Genomic DNA, 18,312 nt, shown 5'->3' on the forward strand with positions numbered 1-18,312 from the left:
CACGCGCCGCAACGACACGCACAGAAAAGCCGATCACGGCCACCGTCAACCATCAGCTGGGATCGAACTGTCAAGCATCACCCGGGATCGGACAGCGTAGGCCAGCGCGAGCTGTTACAGGTTTCTCTACATCATCAAGTGCCCGCGCGAGCGCGGGCTGGCCCTTGGGCTTTGGCCCCTCTGCGCCTTCGGCGCCGGGGCCAAGCCCCGGGCCGCAGCGAGTGCGGGCCCGAGTCGAGAACGGTAACCACGCTGTGGGCCGGTCGGCTCCGAGACTTTAGGCAGCCACCATGGGGCGAGCCTCGAAGATCATGGCCCCAACGTCGTGCTTTAACGGGCAGGTCCACAGACTGCCCGACTCGCCGGAAGCTTACGGGGCCATGATCACTCGCCCCATGGCAGCTCCCGCCCAAAGTCTCGGAGCCGACCTCTCGACATCGTCAGCAACAGGCCAACAGCCCTACTCGCCCGTGCTCCCCTTGCTAGTCGCGGGCTTGGTCTGCTGGTAAATATCGGCTCCGAACCCTTGCCAATCGACGGTCATGGCGTCCTTGGTCAGCCCGTACACCCGCCCCACAGTCCGGTCGGTATTGCCGTCATCGCACTTAACCCTGATGACGTGCAGTCCATCCTCTTTGGAGGCTTTGCCTCGACAGCGGTGCTTGCCGATCAGTTCGACTTGCCGGCCATCGATGAGGAGCTTCACGAAGCCTCCGCGGTCGAGATAGACCCAGCTGCCAGTGAGCGCCGGATCGGCTTCGCCGTTGGTCCCCGCAGCGCTGGACGTGTCGGTCTGGCTGTCAGAGCTTGCAGTCGCAGTCGCTCTATGTGTCGAGGGGGGCTTCGCTTCTTCGGACTTCGTACCGCCGCATCCGGACAAGGCGACGGCCGCCACCAGGACCATCCCGGCGACGCTTTGTACTCGCTTGATCACGTAATCCCCTCGAAAGACCCGCCTGTACGCACGAGAGGCGGCAGGTCGGCAGCGGATCATAGCTTTCGAGGAAACCCATGGCACAGCCTCAGCTCACCAGGTCAGGACCGCCACGCGCTGACATCAGCGGCTGACACCAACAAGCACGAACAACGGCGGTCGAGGCCGGACCCCAGGCGCCGATCAGGCAAGGCGCCCAGGCGGTTGACTGGCGCTGATAGGCCCCTGTGATCGACCTGATAAGGATGAGGCCACAGGTTCAAGTCGCCGTGCCCCTACATCCCAATCAGGTGGCATCCGTAGCCGTGCTCACTACAGTGCGGATCACCACTACGAGGGGGGACAATGCCGGACTACGAGACTCACGCGAGCAAGGCCCAGGAACTCTTGGACACGGTTCACGCCAAGGACTTCCAGCGCTCCGGAACACTCGCCATCGCCGCAGCTCAGGTGCAGGCAATCCTCGCCTTGGCTGCAGCGGTCGACCACCAGAGCCGCGTCGACAGGGGCGGGGCCAGGTGATGGCACGCCCCCGCAGCGTTCCACTCTCGCGCCAGAACGGACGGGGCAAAAGGTGGCCACGGCCCGGATTCGAACCGGGGTTTCTGCGTCGGGTGAACCCGAGCGCAGGGTCTTAGGCCGCTAGAGGACTCATGGCCAGGCGGACCATACCAACTCGAAGACAGGCCAGCCCAGTTTTTCCCGGGCGCCACCTCAGGCCACCCGGCACGGGACGGCTGAGAACGAGTCCGAATCGCGACCTACTCGAATCCGGTCGGAATCAACCACACTTGAACACATGGGGGGTTTATCCGATCAATCCCAGTTCGCATGTGATCGTTGTGGTGCCGCCGGCTCCACCGTGCGCGAGCGAGGGCGCATCGACCTCATGGCCAAGCTGTGCGATGTCTGCTGGAACACCATCGCCAACGAGATGGCCGAAGTCGACGGGGCCACGGCTGCCCCTCGACCCGATCCCGACCCGGACGACGTGTCATGGATCGAGCCACCCACTTGCCCAACATGCGGCGCATTGGTTCAGGTATGTCCCACGAACTACGACCGCTGGGTCAGCCTCGCCACCGTGGAGTTGCCCGCCAAGGACGTCCCAGAGCCCTTCCGGTGGCGTTTGACGAAGCTCCCGGCCCTATCCCCCATCGTCACGGACATCGTCGCCGTACGGGTCCGTGGAGTCGATCCGCTCCCGGGTGAGCCCGTCGTGCCGGCCCACCGCATGATGTGCGTCCCCGAGTAGCGTGAGACGTCGATCACAACGCGAGGGCCGCGGACTGCCGTGCCCGCTGCGTGCCCGATCGAGCGGCGACCGGCGGGGAGTCACGGGGAACGTCGGCGAGCGGCGTGAGATCCCGCACGTCAGGGTCTCGCCAGCTCAGCCCGGACCCTCGTACGCGATCTTCCAAACTAGCTACGCGGGTTCGATTCCCGTCGCCCGCTCCAAAAGACGTAGAGCCAGGCCGGGGAACGGATTCCCCGCCTGGCTCTCGTCGTTTCCGGGGGCGTTCCGGTCCGCCCGGGTTTCGGGCCGGTCCGCCGGAGTTCCGGGCGCGGGGATCTCCGCGGGCGGCGCGCGGTCGACGGCGCGCGCCCGGCGTGGACCGTGCGGCGCCCGTCCCCGATCCGGCGAAGGGCGCTTTCCGTCGCGTCCCGTTCAGAAGCTGATCGAGTTGATGGTCTCCGCTATCGAGTCGAGGAACCGGTTGATGGAGGGAGCCATACCGGTCGACGCGAGGAAGAAGCCGAAGAGCACCGCCACGATGGCGGGTCCCGGCTTGATGGATCCCCCTCGGATCAACACCACGAGGATGATCGCCAACAGCAGCACCACTGACAGCGAAATGGCCACAACTGATCACACCCTACGGTCGGTCCGCTCTCCCGGCCCGGGGGTGCAGCCCCGCACACCCCCGCCAGAACCATCGTGCCACCAACCGGCCACTCGTATGCGACAGGTGACGCATCGTCGGCCGACGCCCGGCACCGGAGTGGGCCGGCGCCCCACCGGAGCCACGCCGCACCACCGCGCCCGGGCCGCGCGGGAACACAGCGGGGACACTGCCCCGTGGCGCAATTCGAAGGCGTGCCGTACAGCGAATTCCCGGCGACGGTTGCCATGTCCACACATCCTGTTCGCAAGCAATTCGAATTGTTGCCACAGGCACACCGCGACCATGCCGCACGGGTCACCAAAAACCCTTGAATCGGACATATCTCCAGAGTCGCCCGCGGGCGTTATGCGCCGCTAAGTCAGTATGAATCAGGACAGAACGGCCTTCGCCGGTAAGCGAATCGATATACGGAACCACTTGCGGATCGGCAGGCACACATCTCCGAATCCGGGGTACGCGCAGGCGATAAGCAGGAATCACATCGGGCGTTTTACGAGAACGCACAGACGACGCTAGGGTGCCTCAGATGTTCCACGCCGCCACGCCCCCCGATCGCGCAGCGAGGTCCAGAAACATCTCCCGGAGTTCCTGGCGGGAGGGCCTGTGACCAACTCGCTCCGACCCCACGACCACCACAGATCACCACTCCCCCCGGCCCAGCGGCCGGCGGACGGAGTGCCGAGTCCGCGCTCGCCCCGGACGTCCGCCACGGCGGTCGCGACCACGGGCACCGCACCGGGCGGCAAGCCCGCCAAGCAGCGCGACGCCTTCTTCGACAACGCCAAGTACCTGGCGATCGTGCTCGTGGCCATGGGTCACGCGTGGGAGCCGCTGAAGGGCCAGAGCCGCGTCCTGGAAGCGATGTACACGGTCGTCTACACCTTCCACATGCCGGCCTTCATCATCATCTCCGGCTATTTCTCGCGCAGTTTCGACATGCGCCCCGACCGCCTGAAGCGGCTGGTCACCGGTGTCCTCGTCCCGTACGTCCTGTTCGAGACGGCGTACTCGCTCTTCGACCGCTTCGCCGGGGGCGACCCGGACCAGGCGATCAGCCTGCTCGACCCCTGGTACCTCACCTGGTTCCTGGTCGCGCTGTTCATCTGGCGGCTGACGACCCCGCTGTGGAAGCTGGTCCGCTGGCCGGTCCCGGTGGCGGTGTGCCTCGCGCTGCTCGCGTCCGTGTCCCCCGAGATCGGTGACGACCTGGATCTCCAGCGGGTGCTGCAGTTCCTGCCGTTCTTCGTCCTCGGCCTGTTCATGAAGCCCGAGCACTTCCAGATGGTGCGCCGCCGCGCGGTGCGCGTCCTGTCGGTGCCGGTCTTCGCCGCCGCGCTGCTCGTGGGCTGGTGGGCGGTGCCCCGGATGAACACGGCCTGGTTCTTCCACCGCGACAGCGCGCAGGAGCTGGGCGCCCCCTGGTGGGCCGGCGTCGTCATGACGCTCGCGCTCTACGGCTGTTCGCTGGTGCTCACGGCCTGCTTCTTCGCCTGGGTGCCGCGGCGCACGTTCTGGTTCACGGCGCTGGGCGCGGGCACGCTGTACGGCTACCTGCTGCACGGTTTCGTCGTCAAGGCGTCCGAGTACTGGGGCTGGTTCGACCACGGGTGGCTGCACAAGCCGGTCGGCGAGATGCTCGTGACGGTGTTCGCGGCCGCGCTCGTCACCGTCCTGTGCACCCGGCCGGTCCAGCGGATCTTCCGGTTCTCGATGGAGCCGGAGATGGCGTGGGCGTTCAAGCGGGACCCGGCGGAGGCCGCCCGGGAGCGGGCCAAGGCCACCGCGTAGGCGGCCGGCGGGCGAGAAGCGTGCGAGAAGGGCGGGACCGGACACTCCGGGCCCGCCCTTCTCGTGTGCCGGCGTTCAGTCCGGCGGCAGCCCCAGCAGGGCGCGCATCGTCTCGTACTTCCTCGTCAGCCGGGCCCGGGTGAGTTCGTCGAGGACCGCGAGGCGCCGCGGGTCGGAGTTGTGCGCCAGGTCGGACGCCTTGACCAGCAGGGCGCCCCGGGTGGTGCGGACGCGTCGCGCGTACGCCTCCGGGGCCTCGCCTTCCGCCTTGGTGAGCGCCCGCACGATGTCCTTCGTACGGGGGCTCAGCGCGGCCTCGTCCAGCCACTCCCCGGAAAGGGCGTCGTCCTCGACGGCGTCGTGCAGCCAGGCCGCGGCTATCTGGTCGTCGTCGCCGCCGCGCTCGCGGACGCCGTCGGCGACGGCCTGGAGGTGCTCGGCGTAGGGCCGGCCGGCCTTGTCGGTCTGGGTGGCGTGCGCCGCGCGGGCGAGCGCTTCGACTTCGGCCAGGGTCAGGAGAGGTCGGGTCACGCGATCAGTGTCTCCTCGGTACGGGCCGCCGCCTGCGTCGCGGGAACCGCGGGGGCGGTCAGCGTACCGGGGCCAGGGCGTCGCGGCAGATGAGCAGGAGGGCCCGGTCGTCGTTGACGTCCCTGGCGACCGCCTCGATGAGGTGCCAGGCGGCGCCGTGGAAGCCGCCGGCGACATAGCGGTCGGCCTCGCCGGTGAGCCGGTCGATGCCTTCGACGATGTCCCGGTCGGCCGTCTCGACCAGACCGTCCGTGAACAGCATGAGCACGTCCCCGGGCCGCAGCGAGCCCTTCACCGGGTCGAACTGGGCGCCGTCGTACACACCGAGCAGGGGGCCTTCGGCGGCCTTCTCCTCCCAGCGGCCGCTGCCCGCGCTGAGCTGAAGGCCCGGCGGGTGTCCGGCGGAGAAGAGTTCGTAGTCGCCCGAGTCGAGGTCGAGCACCAGGTGGATCGAGGTGGCGAAGCCCTCGTCCCAGTCCTGGCGGAGCAGATAGCCGTTCGCGGCGGGCAGGAAGGCGTGCGGGGGCAGGGAGCCGAGGAGTCCGCCGAAGGCCCCGGACAGCAGCAGGGCGCGGGATCCCGCGTCCATTCCCTTGCCGGAGACGTCGGTGAGGACGACTTCGAGGGTCCGGCCGCCGTTCGTCCGGGCGGCCACGACGAAGTCCCCGGAGAAGGACTGGCCGCCCGCCGGGCGCAGCGCCATCTCGCGGTGCCAGCCCACCGGCAGCTTGGGCAGCTTGCTCTGCACGCGGATGCGTTCGCGCAGGTCGAAGAGCATGGTGCCGCCGCGCCGCCAGGGCACGCCCACGCGGCTGCGGAACTGTGCGATCAGCAGTCCGAAGAAGCCGCAGGCCGCGACGACCAGGACCACGCCGGGTGTCACCCGGGAGGGGCCCTCGGTGTACGGGCCGAGCTTCACGGACTCCACTATCAGCGCGGTGGCGGCGGCCGCGTACAGCCCGAGCAGGCTGGCGGGCCGCAGGAGCAGGCCGCCGGCCACGATCGGCAGGACCAGGGCGGCGGGTGAGCACCACACCGAGTTGACCAGGGTCGTGGAGGCGATCACCGGGATCATGATCAGCAGGCCGGCCAGCGCGATCCAGTCGGAGCCGTCCCCGCGGAAGTAGTCGACGGCGGATCTGCGCAGCGCTGTGCGGGCCCGGTGCCATTGCATCTTCAACCGGGCCGTGAACGTATCGGCTTCAGCGCGCCGCTCTCGTCCTGCTGCCATTAGTTCGGGACCCTATCCATCGGACCAGGCGCTTGGCACGGGAGGTCCTACTTGTCCCCCCTCCGAGCGCTCAACTTCACAGAGAACCACGCCGGCACCTGCGTGCCGGGGCCCCGCGGACGGGCGAAATTCCCTCGCTCGTACCGCATTGCCCTGGTAGGCATGGGCTATGACGACTGACGTTCGGGTGCTGCGGCAGGCCGACTGGGACGAATGGTACGAGAACCTGATCCGCGCGTTCGGAGGTGTGGCGGAGTCGTCCGAGGAGCGCGAACTGTGGAACGCGCTCACAGAGTACGACCGTTCGCTGGGCGTGTGGGACGGGGAGAACTGTGTGGGCACCGCGGGGGCCTTCTCGTTCCGTGTGACGGTCCCGGGCGGCGCCCCGGTGCCGGCGGCGGGGGTCACGATGGTGAGCGTCGCGGCCACGCACCGTCGCCGCGGGGTGCTGACCGCGATGATGCGCCGCCAGCTGGACGACGTCCGCGCCAGGGGTGAGGCGCTGGCCGTCCTGGTCGCCTCGGAGCCGGTGATCTACGGGCGCTTCGGCTACGGCATCGCGAGCTCGTCGGTCAGCGCGGAGATCGACACCGCCCGGGTCCATCTGTCCGTACCGCCCGGTACCGACGACGTACGGCTGCGCTACGCGGTTCCGGCGGAGGTGCTGGACGCGTGCGAGGCGGTGTACGCGCGGCTGGTACCGCTGCGGCCCGGGATGCTGGAGCGCAGGCCCGGCTGGGAGCGGCTCATGCTGCTCGACCCGGAGAGCGAGCGCGGCGGTGCCTCGCCGTTGCAGTGCGTGGTCGCCGAGCGGGACGGCGAGATCGTCGGGTTCACGCGGTTCCGGGTCAAGCCGGAGTGGGGCCCGGCCGGGCACAACGGCGCGGTGTCGATGGTGGATCTCGAGGGGCTGGACCCGGCGGCGCGGGCCGCGCTGTGGCGGTTCCTCTTCGACGTGGACCTGACGTCCACGCTGCGGACCCGGGGGCGCCCGCTGGACGACGCCTGGCAGCACCTGGTCTCGGACATCCGCCGCTGCCAGCTGCGGGTGAAGGACTCGCTGCACGTGCGGCTCGTCGACGTCGGCGCGGCGCTGGAGGCGCGGACCTACCAGGCTCCGGTGGACGTGGTGTTCGAGGTCGAGGACTCCTTCTGCCCCTGGAACGAGGGGCGTTGGCGGCTCACCGGCGACACCAAGGGAGCGGTGTGCGTGCGGACCGAGGACGCCCCCGATCTCGCCCTGACCGTACGGGAGTTCGGGGCCGCCTATCTGGGCGGTGTCTCCCTGGCCTCGCTCGCGACCGCCGGCCGGGTGCGTGAACTGCGGCAAGGGGCGCTGGCGGAGGCGTCGACGGCGTTCTCCTCGGCGCTCGCCCCCTGGCTGCCGCACGGGTTCTAGGCCGGACACGACCCGGGACCCGGCGCTCCCGCGGGGGCGCTCAGGCCTTCTGGCAGGCCGGGCACCAGAAGAGATTGCGGGCGGCGAGATCGGCGGTGCTGATCTCGCCGCCACAGATGTGGCAGGGCAGATGGGCCCTGCGGTAGACGTAGACCTCGCCGCCGTGGTCGTCCACGCGCGGCGGACGGCCCATGGCCTCGGGGGTGTGCTCCGGCCTGACCGTGTCGATGCGGTTGTTGCGGACGCCCTCGCGCATGAGGTCCACGAGGTCGGCCCAGATCGCGTCCCACTCCGCGGCGCCGAGATCCTTGCCGGCGCGGTACGGGTCGATGCCGTGCCGGAAGAGGACCTCCGCGCGGTAGACGTTGCCCACGCCCGCGACGACCTTCTGGTCCATCAGCAGCGCGGCGATCGTCGTACGGCTGCGGGACACCCGGCGGTACGCCGCGGCGGGATCGGCGTCCGGGCGCAGCGGGTCCGGGCCGAGGCGGTCGTGTATCGCGCGTTTCTCGTCGTCCGTGATCAGCGCGCAGGTGGTGGGACCGCGCAGGTCGACGTACGCGGTCTCGTTGACGAGTCGCAGGCGGACGGTGTCGGTGGGCGGCGGGGCGGGTGTGCCGCCGAATCCCACCTTGCCGAAGAGGCCGAGGTGGATGTGGATCCACCGCCCGGGACGGAACCCCAGGAAGAGGTGCTTGCCGTGGGCCTGCGTCTCGGTCAGGACCGATCCGTCGAGGAGGACCGCGGCGTCTTCGAACCGGCCCTGGGGGCTGGTGACGCGGACGCCGCGGCCACCGAACGCGGCGAGGTAGTCCTCCGCGAGCCGGTGAATGGTGTGCCCCTCGGGCACCGTTCCTCCTGCTGTCTCTCACGTCCGACGGCCGGCGGCCCGGCGGCGCGGCGGTTCACCGGCCCCCGGGTCCGCGGCACGCGGTCCGTCGGTGTCAGGCCTGCGGCTGCTGCGGGTGGTGGGCCGGGATCGGGGGGAGTTCCCGGGTCTTCTCGTAGTCCGCGAGCATCTCGATGCGGCGGACGTGGCGCTCCTCGCCGGTGAAGGGCGTGCCCAGGAAGGTCTCGACGAACTTCGTCGCCTCTTCCTCGGTGTGCATGCGGGCGCCGACGGAGATGACGTTCGCGTTGTTGTGCTCGCGGCCGAGCGCTGCGGTCTCCGCACTCCAGGCGAGGACGGCCCGTACGCCGGCGACCTTGTTCGCGGCGATCTGCTCGCCGTTGCCGGAGCCGCCGATGACGACGCCGAGGGCGCCCGGGTCGGCCACCGTGCGCTCCGCGGCGCGGAGGCAGAACGGCGGGTAGTCGTCCTGGGCGTCGTAGATGTGGGGCCCGCAGTCGACGGGCTCGTGGCCGGCGGCCTTGAGCCACTCGACGAGGTGGTTCTTCAGTTCGAGACCGGCATGGTCGGATCCGAGATACACGCGCATGGTCCGAGTGTGACACGGCCGTTTCGGGGCAGTCGCGCCGGGTCCCGCCGCACAAAACTGTGACTCAGCCTACAGAACCTCAAGGAAACCTCAAGTAACGATCTGGATTCAAAGGTTCACGAATCCGATCGCCTCCGTTTCACTGGACCAACTTGTACGCCGCCCCTCACATCGGGGTCGGTGCGCGCCCCGTACACCGCTCGTACGGGTCGGGCGCTTCGTACGGGAATCTGCTCATCCGGCGCAAAGGAACCCACCTCATGACCTCGCAGCCGACCCCCACTAAGGCCGCACAGGCCACCGGAGGCCCCGGAGAACCCGGTGGCGGCCTCCAGGCCGGACTCAAGAACCGCCATCTGTCGATGATCGCCATCGGCGGCGTCATCGGAGCCGGACTCTTCGTCGGCTCCAAGGCCGGCATCGCCACGACGGGCCCCGGCATCCTTCTCTCGTACGCCCTCGTCGGCACGCTCGTGGTGCTGGTGATGCGGATGCTCGGTGAGATGTCCGCCGCCAACCCGACCTCGGGCTCGTTCTCCGCGCACGCCGACCGCGCGCTCGGCCGCTGGGCCGGCTTCTCCATCGGCTGGCTGTACTGGTTCTTCTGGGTCGTGGTGCTGGCCGTGGAGGCCACCGCAGGCGCGGACATCCTCGAAGGCTGGATCCCCGCGGTACCGCAGTGGGGCTGGGCGCTCATCGTGATGGTCGTGCTGACGGCCACCAACCTGGTCTCCGTCGGCTCGTACGGCGAGTTCGAGTTCTGGTTCGCCGGGATCAAGGTCGTCGCGATCGGCGCGTTCATCGTCGTCGGCGGTCTGGCCATCTTCGGGCTGCTGCCCGGTGTCGACGCCGAGAAGGCGGGACTGGGCAATCTGACCGACCACGGCGGATTCCTGCCGCACGGACCCGGCGCGGTCCTCACCGGTGTGCTCCTGGTCGTCTTCTCCTTCATGGGCAGCGAGATCGCGACGCTGGCCGCCGGCGAGTCCGAGGACCCGCAGCGGGCCGTCACCAAGTCGACGAACAGCATCATCTGGCGTATCGCCGTCTTCTACCTGGGCTCGATCCTCGTCGTCGTCACCCTGCTGCCGTGGAACGACCCGGCCATCGAGGACAAGGGCTCGTACGTCGCCGCCCTCGACTCGCTCGGCATCGCGCACGCCGGCGAGATCATGAACTTCATCGTGCTGACGTCCGTGCTGTCCTGCCTCAACTCGGGCCTGTACACCGCCTCCCGCATGGCCTTCTCGCTCGGTGAGCGCGGGGACGCGCCGAAGGCGTTCGCCAGGACCACCCGGCGCGGTGTGCCGATGACCGCCATCATCGTCTCGGTCGTGTTCGGCTTCGTCGCCGTCTTCTTCAACTACAAGTTCCCGGACTCGGTGTTCCTCTTCCTGGTCAACTCCTCCGGTGCGGTGGCCCTGTTCGTGTGGCTCGTCATCTGCTTCTCGCAGCTGCGGATGCGGAAGATCATCCAGCGCGAGGCGCCGGAGAAGCTCGTCGTGAAGATGTGGCTCTACCCGTATCTGACCTGGGCGACGGCCGCGATGATCGTCTTCGTGCTCGGCTACATGCTGACCGACACCGAGCACGACGGCCGCGAGACCGTGCTGCTGTCGCTGCTCGTCGCGGCGGTCGTGCTGGTCATCGCCTTCGTCCGGCAGAAGACCGGCGCGGGCTCCCGTTCTTCCGCGCAGCAGCCGGTCGCCGGCGACTCGCGCGAGGAGGCCCGGGCCGAGGTCGGCGCCTGACCCGCCCCCGAAGCCCGAGTGAGGAGGGGCCCGCGGCACACCGCCGCGGGCCCCTCCTTCCTTTCACAGCACGGTGAAGCTGTCCTTGACCCGGTCGTAGACCGTGAGGGCCCGGTCCTCGACGTCCTGGTGGTACCAGGTGCTGATCTGGAACGACTTCCCGTCGGTGTCGAAGCCGAGCAGCCGGGCGTGCCAGCTCACCCCCCTGAGCGTGAAGGTGTACTCCCAGACGACCGCGGTCCGGCCGCGGAACATCGTCTGCTCCAGCCGGATCTTCCGGTAGTCCCGCCCCTGGTGGGCGTTGCGCTCGGAGGTCGTCCAGGTGGCCAGGAGATTCCCCCTGGCGATGGACGACTTGGCCGCCAGTTCCTGGGTGCCGTCGGGCGAGGTGTAGTGCACCTCGGAACCGGTCTGCGGATCGCGCCGCCAGCCCTTGGGCGTCACCCAGGCGTAGCCGCCGGCCTCCCGGCGCGCTCCCGCGGGCAGGCTGGGCGGACGGGAGGTGCCGGCGACGGTGGGCGCCGGGGACGAGGGGTCTTCGGTACCGGAGGCGGACGTCGGGGACGAGCCCGCGGCGGCACCCGCGCCGCCCGGTGATCCGCCGGTCATGGCCACGACGGCCCAGGCGACGGCCGCCGCGGCGACGACCCCGGCGGCGGCGAACGCGATACGACGCCGGGCACCGGACAGACTCCTGTCCCGGTGCCGGTCCCGACCCTGGCCCCGGTCCCGGCCCTGGCTCTCGCTCCGGCCCCGGCCTTCGCTCCGGCTCTCGCCCCGGCGCCGGCCGGTACTCCGGCGTCCGCCGCCCGCGGAGCCTGGAGGCACGCCGGAGCCGGACGGTACGGAGGAGCCGGACGGCACGGCGGGCTCCGGGAGTTCGTCCGGCTCCGGCACCACGGGCACGGGCACCGTGGGCAGCCGGGAGGGTACGCCGGAGCCTGGCTCCGTACGCGGTCCGGAGGAGGACTCGGTGGATGCGTTGGCCGCTCCGGACGCCCCGGGCTCCGGTGCGGCGACTTCGGTTCCGGGGTCCGGATCGCGCGGCGGGCCGGGTTCTCGGCGCGGGTCGGGCACGGTGGGTTGCGGGACGGGCGCGCGTTTCAGGACGGGGCGCGGGTCTGGGGCGGGGCGCGGGTCGGGGACGGGGGCGGGACGCGGGTCGGGGACGGAACGCGGGTCAGGGGCGGGCGCGAAGGCGGCGAGTGCCGCTTCCAGGTCCTCCAGGCCGGGCCGCGCGGCCGGGTCCTTCTTCAGGAGGGCGGTCAGGATCTCCCGCAACTCCCCGGCTCCGGAGGTGAGTTCGGGTTCCTCGTAGAGAACCGCGTGCAGGGTCGCGAGGGTCGTGGACCGGGAGAAGGGGGAACGGCCGCCGAGGGCCGCGCAGAGCGTGGCGCCCAGCGACCACACGTCGGAGGGCGGCCCCTGGGGGCGGCCGGAGACCCGCTCGGGCGCCATGTAGTCGGGGGAACCGACCAGCATCCCGGCCATGGTGAGCGCCTCGGCGTCCTGCAGTGCTGCGATGCCGAAGTCGGTGAGGACGACACGGTTCCGTCCGGCGCTCTCGACCAGCACGTTGCCCGGCTTGATGTCGCGGTGCAGCACCCCCTGCGCGTGCACCTGCCGCAGCGCCCCGACCAGTTCGAGGCCGACGCGGGCCGCCTCGCGCGTGTCCAGCGGTCCGTCCTCGGACACGATCCGTTCGAGCGAGCGGCCGGCGACGAGTTCCATGACGATCCACAGCCGCTCGCCTGCGTCCACGACGTCGTAGACGCGGACGACGCCGGGATGGTCGATCCGGGCCGTCGCCCTCGCTTCGCGCAGGGTGCGTTCCCGGCGGGTCCCGGTGTCCTCGGGATCGAATCCGTCCATGCGCATTTCCTTGACCGCGACCTGCCGGTCGAGCATTTCGTCGGCGGCTCGCCACACCCGCCCCATTCCCCCCTGCCCAATACTCTCGACCAGCCGATAACGTCCGGTCACCAATAATCCCGGAACACCACCCTGTACGTTCGCCGACATTTTCCGCACCCCCCTCACCATCAGCCACGATCGCCCGTCACAACAGAGCCACAATGGTCACGCTTCAGGCCGTACCAGCATAGTGCGGAGAAATCTTGTGGTACCTCTTCAAGTACTGCGAATTCAGGCGCAGCCAAGGGGGCGAACATGAGTTCTCGTCGGGCGACCACCATTACGGGATCCCTGCTCACGGCATGTTTCTCGACCGTGATGATCCTTTCCTACTCCGCCGTCGCGGACGACCAGGGGCCGGGGAGCGGCAAGGGCGGAAAGGCGGTGGACGAAGCCCCGGCGGGCGTGAAGGTGACCACGCTGCTGCCGGAGAAGATCTCGGTCGACAACAGTACTCAAAAGACGGCCTTTTCCGCCACGGTGAAGAACGAGGGAAACAAGGAGAGCGGCGATATCAGGCTGCTGGTGGTCGGATTCGACGGCCTGAAGGTCAAGAACGTCGAAGGCTGCACCGCCATGGCCGAAAAGAATCTCCCCGCGGGTTCGAACAGCGGTTTCATCTGTTCCACGGGGAATCTCGCGGCCGGTGAATCGAAATCGTACGACGTCGAGGCGACGTTCGATCCGAGCCGGACGGGCAAGATCTGCCTTCCGGTCCAGACCCGCGACGGGAAGAAGACGTACTGGCAGCAGGGCCCGGTCCCGTTCGGTACGACGAACCCGTCCCCGAACGCCCCGGCGACCCCGCTGCTGCTGGGCACCGACAACAAGCCGGTGGCACCGGGCGGCGACGAACTGCCGAAGACCGGGCCCGGAGCCGGTGCCGTGCCGCTCGGCCTCGCGGGCGCGGCGCTGATGTCGGCCGGCGCGGCGGGGCTGTGGTGGGCCGGCCGCAGGCCGCGACGGGAACACTGAGCGCCGGGCACGGTCCCGGCCCGGAACACGCGAAGGCCCGCCGGGTGCGGTCGGAAACCGACCCGGCGGGCCTCGACGTCATCGCCTCGACGGCGTGGACGTCACTTCTTGTCGACGAGCTTCCACGCGGTGGGCAGGATGCCCATCGCCAGGGCGGCCTTGAGGGCGTCGCCGATCAGGAACGGGGTGAGGCCCGCCGCGACGGCCGCGCTCGCCGACATGCCGGTGGCCAGGGCCAGGTAGGGGACGCCGATCGCGTAGATGATCGCCTCGCCGAGCAGCATCGTGCCCGCCATGCGCAGCACGGAGCGGTCGGCGCCGCGGCGGGCCAGGGCACCCACGACGGTCGAGGCGAGCAGCATGCCGAGGATGTAGCCGAAGGACGGGGCCGAGGCGCCGGAGCTGCCCTGCGCGAACCACGGGACGCCGGCCATGCCCACGAGCGCGTACACCGCGAGCGACAGGAAGCCGCGGCGGGCGCCGAGCGCCGTGCCGACGAGCAGCGCGGCGAAGGTCTGGCCGGTCACCGGCACCGGGGAACCCGGGACGGGCAGCGAGATCTGGGCGGCGAGACCGGTGAGCGCGGCACCGCCGAGCACGAGGGCGGCGTCACGGACGCGGGAGGCCGGGAGAAGGTCGGCGAGGACCTCGCCGGGGCGGGAGGGCGTGGCGACAGCGGTGCTCATGAGGACTCCGGCGAACAGGGGTTGCCCCCTCGGCCCATGGAGAGCCCGGGGGAGGACAAGGTCGGAACACGGCGACGCTATCCCAGCGGCCCGCGGGTGATCACCGTCAGCGCTCGACAAAGCGCGGATCAACGGCTTGGTGGGCTCCTTACAAAGAGTGCCTGGTACACCCGCCCGAAGGTGATGCTGGTCACTGAGGTGAAGTCGTTTTCGCTACGGGAGACTTCGGGGCCGGGACTGTGGAGACTCACCAAAGACTCCGCCGGGCGTTTCCCCGCCGGGCGGACCCGGTGTCCGGTCCGTGGGCGCATCTGGCAGGTCCCCCCGGCCAGCCCCTACCCTTCACCCCATGGTTCCCCAGGCCCTGAACTTCTCGTCGCGTCGCTATGTCGACCTGCGACGCCAGGGCACGGCCACCTGTCGCCGGCCCTCCTGAGGCGGGGCGGAGCGGATCCGGCCCGCCGGGACGAGACCACAGCGGACCACACCAGGCCCTGTCGCACCCGCTGCGGCGTGGCGTACGTGACGGCGCTCGGCCGGACCAGCTCCCGAGGATGAACTCCATGGCCAGTACGGTGGCACCCCCTTCCCTGTCCCTTCCCTCCCCCGTTCTCGACCGGCGCCGGGCGAGCGCCAGCGTGATCCTGCGGTCGGTGCTGGAGCACGGGCCGGTCGCCCGCAGCACCATCTCGCGGCTGACCGGCCTGTCCCCGGCGTCGGTGACCGACTACTGCGCCCGCTTCACCGAGCGGGGCCTGATCCGGGAGGCCGCCGCACCCCACCGGTCGGGCGGGGTCGGGCGGCCACATCTCCCGGTCGACCTGGACCGCTCCCGGTTCGTGGTCGGCGGGGTGCACGTGGCCGTGCCGTACACGACCGTCGCACTGCTCGACCTGCGCGGACGGGTTCTCGCCGAGAGGCGGCTTCGGCACGACCGCACCGAGCCGGGCCCGGTGCTCGCGAACGCCGCCGACGCGATCACCGCGCTTCTCGCCGGTGTCCCCGGCCGTACCGCTCTCGGCATCGGTGTGGCGGCCGGTGGCTGGGTGGACGCCGAGTCCGGCACGATCGTGGAGCACCCGCTGCTGGGCTGGCGCGACGTGGCCGTCCGTGAGGCCGTCGGCGCGCGCACGGGACTGCCGGTCCATGTGGACGGCCACGCGCGGGCGCTGGTCAACGGTGAGCGGCTGTTCGGGCGGGCCAGGGGCAGCCGGAGCGTGCTGCATCTGTTCGCCGGCAATGTGGTGGACGCCGCCTTCGCCACCCACGACCAGGTGCACCACGGGCCCCGCTCACAGGCCGGTGCGATCGCCCATCTGCCCCTGACCGGCGGGTCGGAGCGGTGCGACTGCGGCCGGACGGGGTGCCTCCAGGCCGAGCTCAGTGAACGGACGCTGAGCCGGCGGGCGCGGGAACTCGGTGTCACGGACGGCTCGAACCCGATGCACGTGGTGTCCGCGGCGGCCGCCGGCGACCCGGTGGCCGTGCGGCTGCTGACGGAGCGGTCCCGGATGGTGGGGCGGGCGGCGGCGCTGCTGCTCGACGTGCTCAACCCGGAGACGGTCGTCGTCACCGAGATAGGCGCCATCCACCGGGAGGACTGCCTGGGGGCGCTGCGCGAGGCGGTGGGACCGGAGCGGGCGTCCGCCGTCGTCCCCACGAGCTTCCCCGATTCGGTGCTCGCCGTGGCGGGCGGATCGGTCGTGCTCGACGTCCTGTACCGCGACCCGCTGGGTTCCCCGGGCCGCTCACCGGCAGTCATTTAATTCAGAAAGTCGGAATGTTGACAGGGCTCGTTCCCGGACAGGAGCATCGAGGGCATGAGCAGCGCGCGGGTGCAGGTTCCGCTCACCAAGTGCCGTGTGGTCGACCTGATGCGGGTCGCACGCACACGTTGTTGCTGACCTCCTGTCGCTGACCGGTCGCCGCCGGCCCCATCGTCACCGGCACCGTGTCACCGAATCCTTTGAGACGCCGATCCGCTGACGCGCCGGTCCGCTGACACGCCGGTCCGCCGGCCGGGCGGGCCCTTCTCCGGCCGATCCGCCGGCGGACGGGGTTCGCCCGGCGGCGCCGCCCGAGGGGCACCCGGCCGCCGTCACGCCCCTCACGCGTCACACCGCCGTACGCGGGACCGGCCGGCCGACGCCCTTCGCGGCGCGGGCCGTCCGGCCGTCGTCATCCCTGGTCGCCCGTCTCTTCAAGCACGCCACCGGCGTGTGTCCCTCCGGCGCGCCCGCGTCCCCTCCGGCTTCGCCCTGCCCGGAACCCGGCGCGCCCTCCCGCCACTTGGAATCCCCGGAGTCCTTCCATGCCACCACTGTCCGCACGGTCAACGCGTTCCTCCTCTCCCCTGTCCACGTCCGGTGTCGACCGGCGCGTGTTCCTGTCCTCCCTCGCCGGTGTCGCGGCCGCCGCCGGGCTGAGCGGCTGCGCCGGTGCGAGCGCGGCCGGCAGCCGGTCCCAGGGGGATCTGTCGGCGCCGCTGTCCGACAAGGTCCCGAAGGGCACCGAGCTCAAGATCGCCTCCTACCAGGGCGTCCAGGAACTCCAGTTCAAGCTGGCGGGGCTGGCCGGTCTGCCGTTCACCGTCTCCGACTGGGTGAACATCGGCGCAGGACCCGATGTCATCAACGCCTTCCGCGCCAAGTCCCTGGACGTCGGCAACAACGCGGGCATCCCGCCGATCCAGGCGCACTTCCAGGGATTCGACGCGAAGATCGTCGCGATCAACATCACCCGCAAGCCCAACTACCTGTTCGCCACGAAGCCCGGCAGCGACATCAAGGACGTCCAGGACTTCAAGGGCAGGAAGCTGGCCTTCTCCCAGGGACAGGCGCAGGGAGTCGTCCTGCTGCGGGCCCTGAAGCAGGCCGGCATCGCCTACGACGACGTGAACCTCGTACCGCTGACCAGCAATCAGTTCCTCACGGCGCTCCAGGCGGGCCAGGTGGACATCGCCCCGCTCGCGAACAGCCAGGCGCCGGCCTATCTCAAGCAGTACGGGCCCAAGGGTGCCCACACCATCACCACCGACGTGGTGGACCTGCTCAATCTGCTCTGGGCGCCGACGTCGGTACTGGCCGACAGGGCCAAGGCGGCCGCGGTCGCCGCGTACATCCCGCGCTGGGCGAAGGGCCAGGTGTGGGCGTACGAGCACCCCGACGCCTGGAACGAGGAGTTCTACGTCAAGACGCAGAACCTGACCCTCGCGCAGGCGCAGGCGATCACCGCCCTGGCCAACAAGCCGCTGTTCCCGCCGAACTGGGACGAGGCCGTCAAGTGGGAGCAGGAGACCGCCGATCTGCTGGCGGAGGGCGGCTTCGTGAAGGGTTTCAAGGTCGGCTCGCTCTTCGACCGGCGCTTCGAGGCCATCGCGGCCAGGGCCGTCCCCGCGGAATACCGGAAGTGACGGCCATGACGACAAGGACCACGACCACGGCTCCGGCCGCACCGGGGACAGAGCCCGCGGCCCCGACGGCCCCCGGGAACGGAACCGCGGCTGCCGCCACACCAGCGAACGGGACCACAACCCCGGCCACACCCGGATCCCGGACCACCCACCCGGCCACGGCAGGCACCGAGACCGCCGGTCCGGCCTCGACCTCACCCGGGCCCGGAACCGGAACCGCGGCTGCCGCCACACCCGCGAACGGGATCACAATCCCGACCACACCCGGGACCCGGACCACCCACCCGGCCACGGCGGACACCGAGACCGCCGGCCCGGCCGCGACCGCACCCGGGGCCACGGCTC

General features: G+C 70.3%; 16 protein-coding genes and 1 tRNA gene. 8 read left to right on the forward strand and 9 right to left on the reverse strand.

Translation table 11 applies throughout. The annotated features are described in order from the left end of the window. Positions 1–460: 460 nt before the first annotated feature. On the reverse strand, positions 461–934 hold the full coding sequence (locus tag ACFYYF_RS24745) for a hypothetical protein (protein ID WP_388779229.1): 474 nt from the start codon (positions 932–934) through the stop codon (positions 461–463). A gap of 345 nt (positions 935–1,279) precedes the next feature. Here ACFYYF_RS24745 and ACFYYF_RS24750 point away from each other — a divergent pair, with 345 nt between their 5' ends. Then, positions 1,280–1,456 (forward strand): hypothetical protein, encoded by a 177-nt coding sequence (locus tag ACFYYF_RS24750; protein ID WP_388779231.1) that lies wholly within the window; start codon positions 1,280–1,282, stop codon positions 1,454–1,456. A gap of 53 nt (positions 1,457–1,509) precedes the next feature. On the opposite strand, the gene ACFYYF_RS24755 is transcribed toward ACFYYF_RS24750, so the two are convergent. Then, positions 1,510–1,593, reverse strand: a tRNA-OTHER gene (locus ACFYYF_RS24755). Positions 1,594–1,868: 275 nt separating this feature from the next. Between ACFYYF_RS24755 and ACFYYF_RS24760 the strand changes: the two genes are divergently transcribed. Next, positions 1,869–2,189, forward strand: a complete 321-nt coding sequence (locus ACFYYF_RS24760; protein ID WP_388779938.1) for a DUF6083 domain-containing protein — start codon at positions 1,869–1,871, stop codon at positions 2,187–2,189. A gap of 414 nt (positions 2,190–2,603) precedes the next feature. Here ACFYYF_RS24760 and ACFYYF_RS24765 read toward each other — a convergent pair whose 3' ends face one another. Beyond that, positions 2,604–2,798 (reverse strand): hypothetical protein, encoded by a 195-nt coding sequence (locus ACFYYF_RS24765; RefSeq protein ID WP_189314022.1) that lies wholly within the window; start codon positions 2,796–2,798, stop codon positions 2,604–2,606. 646 nt (positions 2,799–3,444) lie between these two features. Between ACFYYF_RS24765 and ACFYYF_RS24770 the strand changes: the two genes are divergently transcribed. After that, positions 3,445–4,629 (forward strand): acyltransferase family protein, encoded by a 1,185-nt coding sequence (locus tag ACFYYF_RS24770; RefSeq protein WP_388779234.1) that lies wholly within the window; start codon positions 3,445–3,447, stop codon positions 4,627–4,629. A gap of 75 nt (positions 4,630–4,704) precedes the next feature. On the opposite strand, the gene ACFYYF_RS24775 is transcribed toward ACFYYF_RS24770, so the two are convergent. Beyond that, on the reverse strand, positions 4,705–5,160 hold the full coding sequence (locus tag ACFYYF_RS24775) for an HD domain-containing protein (protein ID WP_388779237.1): 456 nt from the start codon (positions 5,158–5,160) through the stop codon (positions 4,705–4,707). Between the two features lie 58 nt (positions 5,161–5,218). After that, positions 5,219–6,391, reverse strand: a complete 1,173-nt coding sequence (locus tag ACFYYF_RS24780; protein ID WP_361693567.1) for a PP2C family protein-serine/threonine phosphatase — start codon at positions 6,389–6,391, stop codon at positions 5,219–5,221. Between the two features lie 169 nt (positions 6,392–6,560). Here ACFYYF_RS24780 and ACFYYF_RS24785 point away from each other — a divergent pair, with 169 nt between their 5' ends. After that, positions 6,561–7,790, forward strand: a complete 1,230-nt coding sequence (locus tag ACFYYF_RS24785) for a GNAT family N-acetyltransferase (RefSeq protein WP_388779240.1) — start codon at positions 6,561–6,563, stop codon at positions 7,788–7,790. Positions 7,791–7,830: 40 nt separating this feature from the next. On the opposite strand, the gene ACFYYF_RS24790 is transcribed toward ACFYYF_RS24785, so the two are convergent. Beyond that, on the reverse strand, positions 7,831–8,640 hold the full coding sequence (locus tag ACFYYF_RS24790) for an Fpg/Nei family DNA glycosylase (protein WP_388779242.1): 810 nt from the start codon (positions 8,638–8,640) through the stop codon (positions 7,831–7,833). Positions 8,641–8,734: 94 nt separating this feature from the next. Continuing rightward, entirely contained in the window at positions 8,735–9,229 is a 495-nt protein-coding gene (locus ACFYYF_RS24795; RefSeq protein WP_355976662.1) for a ribose-5-phosphate isomerase, read from the reverse strand. A 260-nt stretch (positions 9,230–9,489) separates the two neighbouring features. On the opposite strand from ACFYYF_RS24795, the gene ACFYYF_RS24800 reads away from it, so the two are divergent. Next, on the forward strand, positions 9,490–10,980 hold the full coding sequence (locus ACFYYF_RS24800; protein ID WP_388779244.1) for an amino acid permease: 1,491 nt from the start codon (positions 9,490–9,492) through the stop codon (positions 10,978–10,980). A 63-nt stretch (positions 10,981–11,043) separates the two neighbouring features. Here the strand turns inward: ACFYYF_RS24800 and ACFYYF_RS24805 are convergent, their stop codons facing one another. Next, the gene (locus ACFYYF_RS24805) at positions 11,044–13,023 is read right to left on the reverse strand and encodes a serine/threonine-protein kinase (RefSeq protein ID WP_388779247.1); all 1,980 of its coding nucleotides are present in this window, start codon (positions 13,021–13,023) and stop codon (positions 11,044–11,046) included. Between the two features lie 126 nt (positions 13,024–13,149). Between ACFYYF_RS24805 and ACFYYF_RS24810 the strand changes: the two genes are divergently transcribed. Further along, positions 13,150–13,869: an LPXTG cell wall anchor domain-containing protein gene (locus tag ACFYYF_RS24810; RefSeq protein ID WP_388779249.1), complete on the forward strand. Its 720-nt coding sequence runs from the start codon at positions 13,150–13,152 to the stop codon at positions 13,867–13,869. Between the two features lie 101 nt (positions 13,870–13,970). Here the strand turns inward: ACFYYF_RS24810 and ACFYYF_RS24815 are convergent, their stop codons facing one another. After that, positions 13,971–14,555 carry a biotin transporter BioY gene (locus tag ACFYYF_RS24815; protein WP_361693579.1) on the reverse strand — a complete coding sequence of 195 codons (585 nt, stop codon included), beginning with the start codon at positions 14,553–14,555 and terminating at the stop codon, positions 13,971–13,973. A gap of 563 nt (positions 14,556–15,118) precedes the next feature. Here ACFYYF_RS24815 and ACFYYF_RS24820 point away from each other — a divergent pair. Both ACFYYF_RS24820 and ACFYYF_RS24825 read left to right on the forward strand, forming a co-directional pair. After that, entirely contained in the window at positions 15,119–16,321 is a 1,203-nt protein-coding gene (locus tag ACFYYF_RS24820; protein ID WP_388779253.1) for an ROK family protein, read from the forward strand. A gap of 545 nt (positions 16,322–16,866) precedes the next feature. Continuing rightward, a complete protein-coding gene (locus ACFYYF_RS24825; protein WP_388779256.1) occupies positions 16,867–17,967 on the forward strand; it encodes an ABC transporter substrate-binding protein in 1,101 nt (366 codons plus the stop codon). The last annotated feature ends 345 nt before the right edge of the window (positions 17,968–18,312 follow it).

The sequence above is a fragment of the Streptomyces sp. NPDC001914 genome, assembly GCF_042891215.1.
GTDB lineage: Bacteria > Actinomycetota > Actinomycetes > Streptomycetales > Streptomycetaceae > Streptomyces.